Consider the following 16,344-nt stretch of genomic DNA (forward strand, 5'->3'; position numbering starts at 1 on the left):
TACTACAAAAAAGCGAGCCATTTAGCTCGCTTTTTTATTCAAATATATTGCCAACATTATAAGTTATATTTCACACTTAAAACTCCAATTCTTGGCTGAATTACATAAGTAGAATTAGTTACTAAAATATCGTTACTACTATTTTGGTTTAACCCTTTTGAGTTTAATAAGTTAGTTACACCTATTTTATACTCCCATTTACTATCTTTTTTCTGGTATGTTAAATCTGCTCTTAAAAAACCATAACTATCAATACTAGTTCCGTTATTTACAACATTATTATAAGTATACCTTGAGGTAAATATAAATTCCTTTAGAAAATAAGCATCAAAATTAAAATAAGGGCTATGCGTTGTAAAGGTATTTTTGATCCCTTGAATATCAGATCTATTGATAGATACATTATAACCAATATCGAAATTAGGAGCTTCTCTAAAGTTTGTACTAAATTTAGTTCTATAAGACTGTGTAAAAGTTTTAGCCAATCTATTTTCTACTACGTTTGTTTGACGATTTGTTATTAAGCTATTTGATTTAGCATATGTAACATCACCTCCTAAACTCAATTTAAATTTTCTATAACTTTTTTGAAAATTAGCTCTTGCTGAAATAGTTTCGTCAGGTAAAGCAGAGTTTATCGAAGTCCTTATTTGGTTGACTCCTAAAAACGCTGTATTTCCTTTAATAACATCTTTACGTTTGCTATAGTTTATAGATCCAAAAACATTTGTATAATTAAACATATTAAAACTAAAATAGTTTAAGTTTATATTATGATACAATGCATTTTCTAATTCTCTATTTCCTTTATACAAACTATTATAATTATTAAAAACATACCCTTCTGCTAACTGATTTACATCTGTAAAACTAGTTTCCATACTATATCTTAACCTTAATGTTTCCGATTTCTTTAAACTAATTTTTACTGAAGCATCTGGTAAAAGTTTAGTAAATGTATTTTTTGTTTGTGAACCTAACTGTGTATTCTTCGATACATAATTATGTATATTAAATCCTTGTGTAAAAGTAAATATCCCTGTAATAAATTTATAATGAAGCCCTACATATAAATCATTAAAAGTAAAATCAACATCATTAATTGAAGCTGGATTTGTTACCTGTGTTTTATTACCTCCTAAAATCTCAAAAATATCAGAATTAAATTGTTGAGTACTTAATGTAGTTCCAAGAGTTACATTCAAGTTACTTTTAGAATTTAACACATAGTAATAGTCTAAGTTTGCATCAAACTTATTCGTTTTTACTCTCTTATTCTGACTAATATTGAATGGATTTGCGGTTACATTTAACCCTATCAAATTAGCAAATGAAAGTTGCTCTAATTCTGCATTGTAGAATGGGTCTTCATCTTGCCACAAATGCTGAGCTTCAAAAGCAAAAATATTTTTATCATTTAAAGTATAATAATAGTTTAAGTTTTGATTGATTGAAAAAGGATTTTGCTCTGAAAATTGATTAATTGGTACAACTTCATCATTAGCATTTAAATATGTTCTTGATGATAGGGTTGATTGAATTTGACTTTGACTTGATACTTTGGCAAAAATGTCATAGTCTAATTGATTATTTGTATTAGGCTTATAACTAGAACTTAATTTAAATAATCCTAAATCACTTTTTTGATTTGTTAAATCCTGAGTGTTTTCAGTATCTATAATTGGTGGTGTTCCAACTGGTAAATTATTAACATCCACTCCTCTATTTATGTATTCTCTTGAAGTAGTTTCTTGCATCTCAGTATCGTTTCCTGAATAAATAGCAAAACCACTAATATCCCATGTTTTTTTTGGTGAGTAACTAAAATTCAATGCTCCAAATCTTGATTCTATTTCTTTTGCTCTATTATTTCTTAAAGTTAAAAATGAAATATCATTAGAGCCAACATCAAAATTAGTTCCATTCCCTGATCCGCCTAGCGCTCTAAACCCACCTGAAAACTTAAAATAATCTCTCATAGTAAAAGGCACCTCTCCAATATTATTTACATCAGTAATAATATTAATACTATATTTAGGACTATAGTAAAACAACTTTGGATGAGCTATATATCTACTATCATCCATTCCAACACCTAAACCTGCTGTTACTTCTCCAAACCAAAAATTCTTTTTTCCTTCTTTAAGCTTTATATTAATTACAACATTATCTTCATTATCTGTAACCCTACTCATTTGTCCTACTTCACTATGATTTTTTAAGACTTCGACTTTATCCACCGCATTTGCAGGAATATTTTTTGTAGCTATTTTAGAATCTCCATCAAAAAAATCTTTTCCTTCTACCATTACTTTTTTTACGGTTTTTCCTTCCACTTCTATTTCTCCATCATCATTCACTTCTACTCCTGGTAGTTTTTCAAGCACATCTCCTAGCTTTTTTTCTGTTCCATTTTTAAAACTATCAGCATCATATACTATAGTATCACCTTTAACGGTTACTGGCATTTTATAAGTAATGTTTACTTCATCTAACGTATCATCATCTTTTAGATCAATATCTTTAGTTACATTTTCCTCTTTTGTTTCTACTAAAACATCTGAGGTTTTCATTCCTATATAACTCACTTTAATACTGTAAGATGAATTCTTTTTTAAATTCAATTTATAATTTCCATTCGCATCAGTAAATCCATACGAATCTAACTTCTTAGTTCCTTTATTAATAGCAATTACATTCGCCATTTCTAGCGGATTTCCAATACTGTCTTTCACCACTCCTTTCAGAGTAATTTGGGCATACAATCCCCATGTAGCCATGAAAATGGCTATAAATAATATTTTCTTCATTATATAAATTTGTTAATTGTATTTAATTAAAAGCCTCTGCTTCTTCCGCCTCCACGACCACCACGTCTATTTCTAAACATTTCTCTCATTTCTTCCATTTTCTTTTTCATAATCTCGGCATATTCTTCCTTTGATACTTTTTTCCCTTTTTTAGGTTCTTTAATTTCTACTTTTTCAGATGAATTCATCACTATTTCTGTACAAAGAATAGTTGTTCTACCTTCATTTATTTCTAAAATTAATCCAGGTAAACCTCCATAATTTCCAGGACCATTACTCACTGGTATTTGAGGTGTATACCAAGCTGTAACTTTAATTTCTTTAGGCATTTCAATTTCATCAGTAATTTTTTTAGTTTTTATCGTATCATTCTTTTTCTTTTTAGGTCTTCTTCGCATGTTACGCCAATCTAAACCATCTGCTTTTTTTACTACCGTAGCCTTAAAGCAAGTATAATTTCCTATTTGTTTAGTTTCACTACCTAATTCCCATTCTAATTTCTCCGAAGAACTATTTATTAAAAACTTTTTACCAAAAGATTCTTTAGACTCTAAAACCTTATGTTCTTTTATGTTTTTATACGTAACTCCTCCACTCATCATGCCTCCAAAACGAAAACCTCTACCAGTACCTGGTGTTGCTAATTTTTCTTCTTCTTTATAAACAGACTCATTCTTGGTAAAATTTAGTACGTATGTTTTTTCTAACATACTTTTCATTCTTTGTAAAATCTGCTTCTTTCGTTCTTCAGACATTTGTCTACCTCCAAAATTAGAGTCTACGGTAGTTTTAGATTTATACACTGCTTTCCCTTGAAAATTTGCTTGAGAAAATCCTGAAATCGAAATACATAAAAATAGATATGATAAAAAACACTTCATGGTTTTGACTTTTAAATTCATTGATAAAACTTTAGTTAACTAAAGTTAGACTAACAAAAAGACAAAAGGTTTAAGTGCTTTTTAATTTTAACAATTAAAATTACCCTTGAATTTCAATACTAAAAGAACTACCATCTTTACTCTTTCTTTTATTTTTAAAACGCTCTATCATATCTTTAGAGTGCTCATCCATAATTTTGTCAAACTTTTCTTGTGTTACTTTCTTTCCTTTAGTTGGTTCTTTTATATCAATTTTATCAGATGAATTCATTACAATTTCTGTACACACAATTGTTAATTTACCATCCTGAATTTCTAAAATTAAACCAGGTAACCCCCAAAACTGCTCTGGTCCATTACTTAAAGGAATTTGCGGTGTATACCAAGCTACAGTTGTAACAGTAACTTTATCTTTTTTCTCTTCACGTTTACCATCTGTCATTGTAAAAGAAGTTCTAGTTTCTTCACGTTTTCTTACTGCTTTATAACAAGTATAGTTTCCTATGTTTTTAGTTTCACTTGTCATTTCCCAACCATAATCTTCTAATTTATCTTTTATTAGAAATCGTTTTCCGCTTATTTCAGTTTTATTCACATATCTCTTATCTGCAATATTTTTATATAAAATATCGCTACCTCCACCTCCTCCAATAGATATAACACTAATAGAGTTACCTCCTATTGCCTGAGGAGTCGATAATTCTTTATTCTGTTTATATACAGATTCTGATTTATTGAAATTTAAAGTATATGTTTTTTGAAATTGTTTCTTTAATTGTTCTTGTAACTGTTTTTGTAATTTGGAATCACCTCCATGCGTTTCTCCTATTTTTATATCAACTTTTCTAAATGTTTTATAGGTAGCCTTTCCTTGAAAGTTTTGCCCTAAAACTGAAACAGAAATTAATAGTAGTAATAATGTAAATCGTATCATTTTTATTGTTTTTATAAGTTTTCAATTACTTTAATCATTCTTTTTGTCATCTCAATAGTTCCATCTAAATCAGACAATTCACTTTTAACCTTAAAACTGTGTTTAAATTTTAATTTTGAATTTTTCTTACGGTCTTTTACTGTAAACCCTAAAGCAATCTTTTCATTACTATCTTTATTACTTTTAAAAACCTCTTTTACATCATTCCAATTAATAGTTTTCAATTCCTCTACAGAATCTACTGAGAATATTAAAGATGTTACTTTATTTTCCTCAACTTTAACAGTTGTAATATCTTTTTGTCCATATACAATTGCTGATAAACAAAATAATAATAAGGTAATCGTTTTCTTCATTTTTTAATTATTTAAAATTTTCTTCTACAAATATGGATACTTAAACACACCTTTTGAGTTAACGAGTGTTAACGAGTGTTAAGCGATTGTTTTTATAAGCTTTAACCCCTTATCTTTGAAGCATGAAGAACCCAAAAAAGCATTGGATTTTATATTTAATTATAGTTACAATACTAACTACATTGATAGTTCAGTTTTATTGGAACTATAAAAATTACGAACAGAATAGACAACGTGTTTTAAACGAAATTCAAATTAGTTTAGATAATTCTATAGAAGCATATTATGTTGATTTTACTAAAGAAAGTCATTTTGCAATTGTAGAGCCTGAACACTTAACACCTGCCAACAAAAAAGAAAAAGATAACGCATGGAAAAGTATTTTTAGAAAATCTGGCATCAAAAAAAATGTGGAAAAATTCCCCGAGAAAAAAAAATCATCTTTTGAAATTACTGCAGTTGAAATAAATGGTGGAAAAGAAGAGTTTACTAAAATGGATTCAGCTTTTATAAAATCCTTTATAGGAGAAAAAAGTTTGACTAGTTCAAACAAGAAAGATTCATTAATGTTTTCTGGTAGCATATCTATTCAATCTAAAAAAGATAAGGAAACAGTAAAGTCTTATAAAAATGATAGTGAAAAAGTTAAACTATTTTTAGGAAAAAAATCTGTAGACAGTTTAAAATTAATAAAAGGAATACAAAGTATTTTTATAGCTATACAAAATGACACTATTGATTATAGAAAACTTGATTCTATAATGACTAAAGAATTAAACAATAAAAAAATTCAAACCAGCTTTTATTTTAAACATTTTAAAAACGATTCTCTTGTTTATACAAACAAAATCGAAAATCTTAAATACCCTTTATCAATTAATGCAAAATCAACATTTTTAAAATCTCATGAAGATTTAAACTTGTATTATAATAATCCTACGTATGAAGCTTTAAAAAGAAGTTTTACAGGTATATTATTGTCCTTTCTTTTATCATTAGCTGTTATTTCTAGTTTAATTTACTTACTAAAAATTATCAATCAACAAAAAGAACTCGCAGAAATTAAAAATGATTTAATTAGTAATATTACTCACGAATTTAAAACTCCAATCACAACAGTTTCAACGGCTATTGAAGCCATAAACAACTTTAATATTATTGATGATAAAGAAAAAACTAAAAAGTACTTATCTATATCATCTATACAGTTAAAAAAACTACATCAAATGGTTGAGAAACTTTTAGAGACTGCTACTTTAGACAGTGAAAAATTATTATTAAAAAAGGAAACTATTAACATGATTGATTTAGTTGAAAAACTCACAAAAAAACATCAGTTAATCGCTCCAGAAAAAAACATTAATTTTTCAAGTAATGTCTCTAGCTTAGAGAAGGAAATAGATCCTTTCCATTTTGAAAATGCTGTTTCTAACTTAATTGATAATGCTATTAAATATGGAGGAGATAAAATTGAAATTAATATAAACTCTCTTCTAAATAATCTAGAAATTTCTGTTGCCGATAATGGTATAGGTATTGATAAAAATCAACAAGAGAAAATATTTGAAAAATTTTACAGAGTTCCTAAAGGAAACACTCACGACGTAAAAGGGTTTGGAATTGGTTTATATTATACCAAAAAAATTATTGAAAAGCACAACGGAATTATATCATTAACTACAGACTTTAAACAAACTGTTTTTAAAATTTCTTTACCAAATGACTAAAAAAATAAAATTATTACTTGCCGAAGATGAACCAAGTTTAGGTCAAATTATAAAGGAAAGCTTGGAAACAAGAGATTTTGAAGTTTTCCATGCTGAAAACGGAGAAAAAGCATATACCATATACCAAAAAGAGCAACCAGAAGTTTTAGTTTTAGATGTAATGATGCCTAAAAAAGATGGTTTTACATTAGCTAAAGAAATTAGAGAAGAAAACAGTTCCATTCCTATTATTTTTCTAACAGCAAAATCACAAACTAAAGATGTTTTAGAAGGTTTTCAACATGGAGGTAATGATTATTTAAAGAAACCATTTTCTATGGAAGAATTAATTGTTAGAATTCATGCTTTACTAAATAGAGTTAATTTAAAAAAAGACACCACAAAAATTAGCATTGGAAATTTTACTTTTAATTATGCAAAACAAACCTTAACTCTTCAAAATAACTCAGAACTGTTAACACATAAAGAATCTGAGCTTCTTTATCACTTATCTCAAAAGAAAAATGAAGTTTTAGATCGCGGCTTTATCTTAAAAAAACTTTGGGGTAACGATGATTTTTTTAATGCAAGAAGCATGGATGTCTTTATTTCTAAGCTACGTAAAAAGTTAAAAAAAGACGAATCAATTCAAATTATAAATATTCGTGGTTACGGTTACAAATTGATGTGTTAAAAACTTTTGAAATCCCTTTTTTTATGTAATTTTACCGTCTTGAAATTCGAAAACTATGCATGTAGCAATTGCCGGAAATATTGGCGCAGGTAAAACCACGTTAACCAAATTATTAGCAAAACATTTTAATTGGGAACCTCATTTCGAGTCTGTAGATGAGAACCCATATTTAGATGATTTTTACGGAGAAATGGAGCGTTGGTCTTTTAACCTACAAGTTTATTTTTTAAACAGCCGATTCCGCCAAGTTTTAGAATTAAGAAAATCTGGAAAGAAAATTATTCAAGATAGGACTATCTACGAAGATGCTCATATTTTTGCACCTAACCTGCATGCTATGGGACTTATGACAAATAGAGATTTTAGTAATTACAGTTCTTTATTTGAATTAATGGAGAATTTAGTTACACCTCCTGACTTATTAATATACCTACGTGCTGACATTTCTACTTTAGTAGGACAAATACACAAAAGAGGAAGAGATTACGAAAACTCTATTAGCATTGATTACTTAAGCAGATTAAATGAACGTTATGAAGCTTGGATTAGCAAATACAACAAAGGAAAATTATTAATTATTGATGTTGACAATTTAGACTTCGTTGCTAATCAAGAAGATTTAGGATACATCATTGATAGAATAGATGCACAAATAAATGGTTTATTCTAAACCAGCGCTCTTTTAAATTCACTTAATAAAATAGCTGTTGCAGTAGCAACATTCAAACTTTCAGTTTGTTGAATTTCCCCAAATCGTGGGATGGTTAATTTATGCTTTACTATTTCAGAAATTTCTTCTGAAATTCCATTAGCCTCATTACCCATTACTAGTATTGCTTTTTGGGGTAACTCTGATGTATAAACATTATCACCATCCATGTCTGCAGTATAAACTGGTAAAGTTGTATTTGACAAAAAGTTAGGTAAATCTACATAAGAAATATTAACTCTTGTCAGTGACCCCATCGTAGACTGCACTACTTTTTGATTGTAACAATCAACTGTACTTCTAGAACAAACTAACTCAGTAATTCCAAACCAATCACACAAACGAATAATAGTTCCTAAATTCCCAGGATCATTTACATTATCTAAAGCTAATATAAAACTCTCCTTATCACCTGTAAGTATATCTTCTGGAATTTTAAACAATGCTAGAACTTTGTTTGGTTTCTTTAAAGTACTTATTTTTTTTAATTCGTTTTCAGATATCACAGTAGAATCAACTCCATTTATAAAACCTAAAGAATCATCAGTAGTAAATACTTGATATAACTCTAAAGACGAATTCAATAATTCATTTACAACCTTTATTCCTTCAGCTACAAATAATTTATGTCTTTGTCTATACTTTTTTTGTTGTAAACTAGTTATTAATTTCAGGTTGTTCTTAGATAAACTCATTAAATCTTTTTTAACACTTTTAAACCACTAAAAAATAGTATTTTTGATAAAAAATACGAGGCGTAAAGTTAATGAAAAAACTTTCTTTCTTCTTTTTATTAGTAGTCTTATTCTATTCTTGTAGTACCATAAAGTACGTTAAGGAAAATGAATTATTACTAGCCAAAAACACTGTTTATATAGACAGCTCAAAAAATTCCAGTAGTAATATTTCTGAATTATTAATGCAAAAGCCTAATGCAAAAGCTTTAGGAATGCCTCTTTCACTACATTTTTACAATTTAGGAAACCCTGATGGTTCTAAAACACCAAGTGAATGGGCTAAAAACAATCCAAAGACATATAATTTTTTCAAAAAGAATTTTTCTGAAAAACAAAGTATTGCAGTTGCTAGAAGTTTTATCGGTTTTAACAATTGGTTTTTAAAAAGTGGACAAGCACCTATTATTATTAATGACAGAAAAACAAGAAGAACTGTAGCTAATTTAAGTACATATTTTCAAACAAAAGGGTACTTTAGATCTAAGGTAACTTCAAAAAAAGATACTATTGGTAGAAAAAAAGGAGCTATAAGTTATAATGTTTTAAGAGGTAAACCATCTTTTTTAGATTCTATTAGCACAAAAATATCTTCTCCTGTTCTTGATTTTTTATATAAAGAATCGAAAGAGAATAGTTTTTTAAAACCTGATAAACAATACGACGTTGATAATTTTATAAAAGAAGCAAACCGTTTAGTAAAATTATTTAGGAATAAAGGTATTTATCACTTTAATGAAAATTATATTTTATTTGATATTGATACCTTGAAGAATTACCAAAGAACAAATGTAGATGTCAATATTTCAGATAGAGTTATTCCTTTTAAAGTTCAAAAAATAAAAAAGGTTAATATCTATACAGACTATACTTACAATAAAAGAAATCTACCACATCAAGATTCTACATCTTACGAAGGCATTAACTTTTATGCTAATGATAAATTGAAATACAATCCTAAATATTTATCACAATCAATATTTATCAAACCTAATTCTGTTTATAGTGATTCGTTAAGAAATTTAACTCGAAGACATTTAAAAGGATTAAGAAATTTCAAATCGACCTCTATCCGATATAATGAACTTAGTGATGATGAATTAGAAGCTTCTATATTTTTAACACCTATAGAAAAATACACTTTAGGATTTGACACAGAGCTTTCAAGATCAAATATTCGAAATTTTGATATTTCACTAAAATTCTCTTTAACTAATAGAAATACATTTAAAGGAGCCGAAATTTTTAAATTTTCAACTTTTGGTTCTTATTTTAATTCTAATAATGGTCCTGGATGGGAAGTTGGAGGTGATATTTCTTTAGAAGTACCACGTTTAATGGCTCCTTTTGGCTTACATAAATTTGTACCAAAAAGAATGTTCCCAAGAACTAAGTTTTTTACTGGAGTGGGAATTCAAAAAAACATTGGTTTAGATAGACAAAATATTACGGTAGGAATTGATTATAAATGGAACTACACAAAACGCAAATCAATTCAACTAGAATTATTAAATGCTCAATATATAAGAAACTTAAATGTGAGTAATTATTTTAATGTATACTCTTCAGAGTATTTAAAATTAATAGCAATAGGACAAGTTTCAAATCCAACTTTACCTGTTCCTGATAATACTCCCGGTAATTTTAATCAAATAGGAAATTACGCTGCACAAATAGCTAGTAACACTACTTATTTTCAAAACAACCCTGAAGATTTAGGTGTTATTTTAAATATAATTGATCGATATAGAATTATTACTTCCGATTTCTTAATTCCTGAAATTGCATATAGCTTTACTTATAACAATCAAGAAAGTGTAAAAGATCAAAGTTTTTCATTTTTTAAACTTAGAATAGCTAACTCAGGAAATGTAATGGGACTTTTATCGAAACAAAAAAATGACAACGGAAAAACTACTGTATTTAAAATTCCAATAGCACAATATTTTAAAGCAGATTTAGAATATAAAAAATATTGGAATTTAGGAAACAACACTGTATTAGCACATAGAACCTTTATAGGAGCAATAGTAACTTACGATAAATCAAACATCCCTTTTTCTAGAAGTTATTTTGCTGGAGGTTCAAATGATATTAGAGCATGGAGGACATATGACTTAGGTCCTGGTACTCGATCAACAGGTTTAGAATATAATATTGGTAGTTTAAAGTTTCTTACAAGTTTTGAATATCGTTTTGATGTACTAGGATCGTTAAAAGGAGCTTTATTTGTAGATGCTGGAAATATTTGGGATATTACTAAATCTGAATTCATAGATGATGATGCAAAATTTAAAAATATAAAATCGTTAGGAGATATGGCAGTAGGTACTGGTTTCGGAATGAGATACGATTTTAAATTCTTAATTGCTCGATTAGATTTAGGCTTCAAAGTTCATGAACCTTATTTAACAGGAAATAGATGGTTCAGAAATATGAACTTTTCAAGTTCTGTATTAAATATTGGTATAAATTATCCTTTTTAACTTCTTTTTTTGCTAAAACGTTATCGTTATTTTTAATTCAGATAAGTTTTAATTTTCTTATTTTTGGAGCATTATAATACAACTAAAAATCAATTTTAATGTCTCATAATATCAAACCAGGTGTTGCTACTGGAAAAGAAGTTCAAGCAATATTTCAATTAGCAAAAGAAAAAGGATTTGCTTTACCAGCAGTAAACGTAGTAGGCTCAAACACTATTAATACTGTATTAGAAACTGCAAAAGAACTAAACTCTCCTGTAATTATTCAGTTTTCAAATGGAGGAGCTCAATTCAATGCAGGGAAAGGACTTTCAAACGAAGATCAAAAAGCTGCAATAGCGGGAGCTGTAGCTGGAGCAAAACACATTCATTTATTAGCTGAAGCTTACGGAGTACCTGTAATTTTACATACAGATCACGCGGCTAAAAAATTATTACCTTGGATTGATGGTTTATTAGATGCTAGTGAGCAATTTTATAAAGAAACAGGAAAGTCTCTTTATAGCTCACACATGATTGATTTAAGTGAAGAACCATTAGAAGAAAATATTGAAATTTGTAAAGAGTACCTTGCTCGTATGAGTAAAATGGGTATGACTTTAGAAATTGAGTTAGGTATTACAGGAGGAGAAGAAGATGGTGTAGATAATACAGATGTAGATGTTTCTAAATTATATACACAGCCGGAAGAAGTTGCTTATGCTTATGAAGAGTTAATGAAAGTAAGCGATCAATTTACAATTGCTGCTGCTTTTGGTAATGTTCATGGAGTATACAAGCCAGGAAATGTAAAATTAACTCCAAAAATCTTAAAAAATTCTCAAGAGTATATCTCAGAAAAATACAACGTACCACATAATACTATTGATTTTGTATTCCATGGAGGATCTGGTTCTACTTTAGAAGAAATTAGAGAATCTATAGGTTACGGTGTTATCAAAATGAATATTGATACAGATTTACAATATGCTTTTACAGAAGGTATTCGTGACTATATTATAGGTAAAAAAGAATATTTATCAAGCCAAATTGGTAATCCAGAAGGAGAAGATTTACCTAACAAAAAATACTACGATCCACGTAAATGGTTAAGAGAAGGTGAACAAACTTTTAAAGCTCGTCTTAAAAAAGCTTTTGAAGATTTAAACAATGTAAACACCTTATAAACAACTATAAATCAACAAAAAAAAGCATCTAATCGAGGTTAGATGCTTTTTTTATTGCTCATAAAAGTAAAGTTCGTAAAAATCTTTTACATTTGTAGCCTACTCTTTTCATAAAAAAGAGTTAATAACACACAAACAACAAAATATAAACTAAACACTATGGCTTGGTTTAAACGTAAAGACAAGGGAATTCAAACCCCTACCGAAGAAAAAAAAGACACTCCTAAAGGCTTGTGGTATAAAACTCCAAGCGGGAAAATTATTGATACAGACGAATTAAAGAAAAACTTATATGTAAGTCCAGAAGATGGGTACCATGTACGTATAGGAAGTAATGAATATTTTGAGTTATTTTTTGACGACAATAAGTTCGAAGAATTAAATTCAGAGTTAACTGCTAAAGATCCTTTAAAATTTGTGGATACCAAAAAATATCCAGATCGTTTAAAGGCAGCACAAAAGAAAACAGGATTAAAAGATGCTGTACGTACTGCTGTTGGTAAATCTTTAGGAAAAGATATTGTTATTGCTTCTATGGACTTTGCTTTTATCGGAGGATCGATGGGAAGTGTTGTAGGAGAAAAGATAGCAAGAGCTATTGATTATGCAATCCAACACGAATTACCATTTTTAATGGTATCAAAATCAGGAGGTGCTCGTATGATGGAAGCTTCATTATCATTAATGCAGTTAGTAAAAACATCAGCAAAGTTAGCTCAATTAGCAGAAGCTAAATTACCATACATATCATTATGTACAGATCCTACAACTGGAGGAACAACAGCTTCTTTTGCAATGCTAGGAGACATTAACATAGCTGAGCCTAATGCTTTGATTGCATTTGCTGGACCACGTGTTGTAAAAGACACAACAGGTAAAGAATTACCTGAAGGATTCCAACGTTCTGAATTTGTTTTAGAACATGGATTCTTAGATGGTATTTACGAAAGAAAAAACTTAAAAAAACAAGTTAACTTATATATTGATTTAATTCAAAATCAACCTATAAGAGCCTAATTAAGGAAGCTAGCTAACGCTAGCTTTTTTATTTTTTGGTTCTTTATTAACATTCTAAAAAATAATTGTACATTTGCAGCTTCAATGTAAAAGCATTGAGTACATTAAAATCATTTAAACAATATTGGTATGTATTTAACTAAAGAAGTAAAGGAAAGCATCTTTGCTAAACATGGTAAAGGAGCAAACGATACTGGTTCTGCAGAAGGACAAATCGCATTATTCACGCACAGAATTAACCACTTAACTGAGCACTTAAAGCAAAATCGTAAAGATTTCAACACGGAGCGTTCATTAGTAAAGATGGTAGGTAAGCGTAGAAGCTTGTTAGATTACTTAAAGAAAAAGGACATCAACAGATACCGTGCGATTATTAAAGAATTAGGAATTAGAAAATAATTTCTACCAAAAAGAGGCTCTATAAACGTGCCTCTTTTTTATTTTATAAAAAATTCATTTCTGACTAACAAACAGAAATTTATATAAAAAATCCAAAATTACTAACAACAATTTTGGTTTTCCATTGGAAATACAACAACACAACAACAAAAAACGAATTAAAAATTTAGAAGAATTAATTTATGATTCCAAAAGTATTTAACCAAGTCATTGAGCTTGGAGATGGAAGAACCATCACATTAGAAACAGGAAAATTAGCTAAACAAGCAGATGGTTCTGTTGTTGTAAGAATGGGAGATACAATGTTATTAGCAACAGTTGTATCAGCAAGAACTGCAAACCCTGGTATTGACTTTTTACCTTTAACAGTAGATTATAGAGAAAAATTTGCTGCTGCTGGTCGTTATCCAGGTGGATTTATGAAGCGTGAAGCACGTCCTTCAAACGAAGAAATTTTAACTATGCGTTTAGTGGATAGAGTATTAAGACCTCTTTTCCCTAAAGATTACCATGCAGAAACTCAGGTAATGATTCAATTAATGTCTCATGATGAAAATGTAATGCCAGATGCATTAGCTGGTTTAGCTGCTTCTGCTGCTATCCAATTATCAGACATTCCTTTTGAAGCACCAATTTCTGAGGTTCGTGTAGCTAGAATTAATGGTGAATTTATCATTAACCCTAGTGCTACGCAATTAGCTGAAGCTGATATCGATTTAATGGTAGGAGCTTCTAATGATTTTGTTGCCATGGTTGAAGGAGAAATGGATGAAGTTTCTGAAGAAGAAATGGCAGATGCTATTAAAGTTGCTCACGAAGCAATTAAAGTACAATGTGCTGCTCAGGTAGCTTTAGCAGAAGCTGCAGGTAAAAAGGAAACTCGTGAATATGAAGCTGAAGCTACTAATGAAGAATTAGCTCAAAAAATTCATGATGCTGCTTACCAAAAATGTTACGATATCGCTAAAAGAGGTACTTCTAAACAAGAACGTGGTTTAGCTTTTTCTGAAGTAAAAGAAGAAGTGATGGCTATGTTTACTGAAGAAGAATTAGAAGAATTTGGTGATTTAGTAGGGAAGTACTTCGGTAAAGCTCATAAAGCAGCTGTACGTGATTTAACTTTAAATGAAGGATTACGTTTAGATGGACGTAACACTACAGATATTAGACCAATTTGGTGTGAGGTTGATTATTTACCAAGAACTCATGGTTCTTCAATCTTTACACGTGGAGAAACTCAAGCTTTAGCAACAGTTACTTTAGGAACTTCTAGAGATGCTAACATGATTGATTCTCCAACTATTCAAGACGAAGAACGTTTTTATTTACATTATAACTTCCCTCCATTTTCAACAGGAGAGGCACGTCCTTTAAGAGGAACGTCTCGTCGTGAAATTGGACATGGAAACTTAGCTCAAAGAGCTTTAAAAGGAATGATTCCTGATGATTGTCCTTACACAGTACGTGTAGTATCTGAAGTTTTAGAATCTAATGGTTCTTCTTCAATGGCGACTGTATGTTCTGGTACAATGGCATTAATGGATGCTGGTGTTAAAATGAAAAAACCAGTTTCTGGTATTGCTATGGGATTAATCTCTGATGGTGATCGTTATGCTGTATTATCTGATATTTTAGGAGACGAAGATCACTTAGGTGACATGGACTTTAAAGTGACTGGTACTGCAGATGGTATTACAGCTTGTCAAATGGATATTAAAATCAAAGGATTAAGTTATGAGATTTTAGTAAACGCTTTAAAACAAGCTCGTGATGGACGTTTACATATCTTAGAAAAATTAACTGATACTATTGCTACTCCTAATGGAGAAGTAAAAGCACATGCTCCAAAGATGGTAAACAGAGTAATTCCTAACGACTTAATTGGTGCGTTTATTGGACCTGGTGGAAAACACATTCAAGAATTACAGAAAGAAACAGAAACTACTATTGTTATCAATGAGGATCCTGTTACTGAAGAAGGAATTGTTGAAATTTTAGGAACAAACCAAGAAGGTATAGATAAAGTAATAGCTCGTATTGAAGCTATGACTTTTAAACCTGAAAAAGGTTCTGTTTACGAAGTAAAAGTTATTAAGATGTTAGATTTTGGTGCTGTAGTAGAATATACAGAAGCTCCAGGAAACGAAGTTTTATTACACGTAAGTGAATTAGCTTGGGAACGTACAGATAATGTTTCTGACGTAGTTAAATTAGGTGATATCTTAGACGTTAAGTACTTTGGTTTAGACCCTAGAACACGTAAAGAAAAAGTATCTCGTAAAGCCTTATTACCAAAGCCAGAAGGTTATGTAGCAAGACCACCTAGAGATAACAACAAAGGGAAAGACAATCGTAATAATCGTCGTGACGATAGAAAAGATAGAAAACCTAGAGAAAATAAAAAAGAAGCTTAATAATTAAATCTTCTTTGTAAAAAAAGCAACCATTAATG

At 29.5% G+C, this 16,344-nt stretch carries 13 protein-coding genes; 8 read left to right on the plus strand and 5 right to left on the minus strand.

Annotated features, from left to right (window positions below):
• Window positions 1–56: 56 nt before the first annotated feature.
• The 4 genes from ACOQN8_RS03170 to ACOQN8_RS03185 form a co-directional block, all read right to left on the minus strand.
• Entirely contained in the window at window positions 57–2,810 is a 2,754-nt protein-coding gene (locus tag ACOQN8_RS03170) for a carboxypeptidase regulatory-like domain-containing protein (protein ID WP_420551578.1), read from the minus strand.
• Window positions 2,811–2,836: 26 nt separating this feature from the next.
• Window positions 2,837–3,691 (minus strand): GLPGLI family protein, encoded by an 855-nt coding sequence (locus tag ACOQN8_RS03175; RefSeq protein WP_272151674.1) that lies wholly within the window; start codon window positions 3,689–3,691, stop codon window positions 2,837–2,839.
• A 100-nt stretch (window positions 3,692–3,791) separates the two neighbouring features.
• Entirely contained in the window at window positions 3,792–4,625 is an 834-nt protein-coding gene (locus ACOQN8_RS03180; protein ID WP_420551579.1) for a GLPGLI family protein, read from the minus strand.
• An 11-nt stretch (window positions 4,626–4,636) separates the two neighbouring features.
• Window positions 4,637–4,981: a hypothetical protein gene (locus ACOQN8_RS03185; RefSeq protein ID WP_420551580.1), complete on the minus strand. Its 345-nt coding sequence runs from the start codon at window positions 4,979–4,981 to the stop codon at window positions 4,637–4,639.
• 122 nt (window positions 4,982–5,103) lie between these two features.
• Between ACOQN8_RS03185 and ACOQN8_RS03190 the strand changes: the two genes are divergently transcribed.
• Genes ACOQN8_RS03190 through ACOQN8_RS03200 form a run of 3 tightly spaced genes read left to right on the plus strand, consistent with a single transcriptional unit; the run spans window position 5,104 to window position 8,051 of the window.
• The gene (locus tag ACOQN8_RS03190; protein WP_420551581.1) at window positions 5,104–6,708 is read left to right on the plus strand and encodes a sensor histidine kinase; all 1,605 of its coding nucleotides are present in this window, start codon (window positions 5,104–5,106) and stop codon (window positions 6,706–6,708) included.
• Window positions 6,701–7,381: a response regulator transcription factor gene (locus ACOQN8_RS03195; protein WP_272151679.1), complete on the plus strand. Its 681-nt coding sequence runs from the start codon at window positions 6,701–6,703 to the stop codon at window positions 7,379–7,381. Before ACOQN8_RS03190 ends, ACOQN8_RS03195 begins: the two co-directional genes overlap by 8 nt.
• Window positions 7,382–7,436: 55 nt before the next feature.
• Entirely contained in the window at window positions 7,437–8,051 is a 615-nt protein-coding gene (locus ACOQN8_RS03200; protein WP_150900022.1) for a deoxynucleoside kinase, read from the plus strand.
• Here the strand turns inward: ACOQN8_RS03200 and ACOQN8_RS03205 are convergent.
• The gene (locus ACOQN8_RS03205; protein ID WP_420551582.1) at window positions 8,048–8,785 is read right to left on the minus strand and encodes a TrmH family RNA methyltransferase; all 738 of its coding nucleotides are present in this window, start codon (window positions 8,783–8,785) and stop codon (window positions 8,048–8,050) included. The two genes, ACOQN8_RS03200 and ACOQN8_RS03205, sit on opposite strands and share 4 nt — an antisense overlap.
• A 71-nt stretch (window positions 8,786–8,856) precedes the next feature.
• Between ACOQN8_RS03205 and tamL the strand changes: the two genes are divergently transcribed.
• The 5 genes from tamL to ACOQN8_RS03230 all read left to right on the plus strand — a co-directional run bounded on the left by tamL (window position 8,857) and on the right by ACOQN8_RS03230 (window position 16,306).
• Window positions 8,857–11,310, plus strand: a complete 2,454-nt coding sequence (gene tamL, locus ACOQN8_RS03210) for a translocation and assembly module lipoprotein TamL (protein ID WP_420551583.1) — start codon at window positions 8,857–8,859, stop codon at window positions 11,308–11,310.
• Between the two features lie 98 nt (window positions 11,311–11,408).
• Window positions 11,409–12,476: a class II fructose-bisphosphate aldolase gene (fbaA, locus tag ACOQN8_RS03215; protein WP_150900019.1), complete on the plus strand. Its 1,068-nt coding sequence runs from the start codon at window positions 11,409–11,411 to the stop codon at window positions 12,474–12,476.
• 159 nt (window positions 12,477–12,635) lie between these two features.
• A complete protein-coding gene (gene accD, locus ACOQN8_RS03220; RefSeq protein WP_150900018.1) occupies window positions 12,636–13,493 on the plus strand; it encodes an acetyl-CoA carboxylase, carboxyltransferase subunit beta in 858 nt (285 codons plus the stop codon).
• A 129-nt stretch (window positions 13,494–13,622) separates the two neighbouring features.
• The gene (gene rpsO / locus ACOQN8_RS03225) at window positions 13,623–13,892 is read left to right on the plus strand and encodes a 30S ribosomal protein S15 (RefSeq protein ID WP_150900017.1); all 270 of its coding nucleotides are present in this window, start codon (window positions 13,623–13,625) and stop codon (window positions 13,890–13,892) included.
• A gap of 182 nt (window positions 13,893–14,074) precedes the next feature.
• Window positions 14,075–16,306, plus strand: coding sequence for a polyribonucleotide nucleotidyltransferase (locus ACOQN8_RS03230; RefSeq protein ID WP_420551584.1), 2,232 nt, complete (start codon window positions 14,075–14,077; stop codon window positions 16,304–16,306).
• Window positions 16,307–16,344 lie beyond the last annotated feature (38 nt).

The sequence above is a fragment of the Tenacibaculum aiptasiae genome (assembly GCF_965221665.1).
Taxonomy (GTDB): domain Bacteria; phylum Bacteroidota; class Bacteroidia; order Flavobacteriales; family Flavobacteriaceae; genus Polaribacter; species Polaribacter aiptasiae.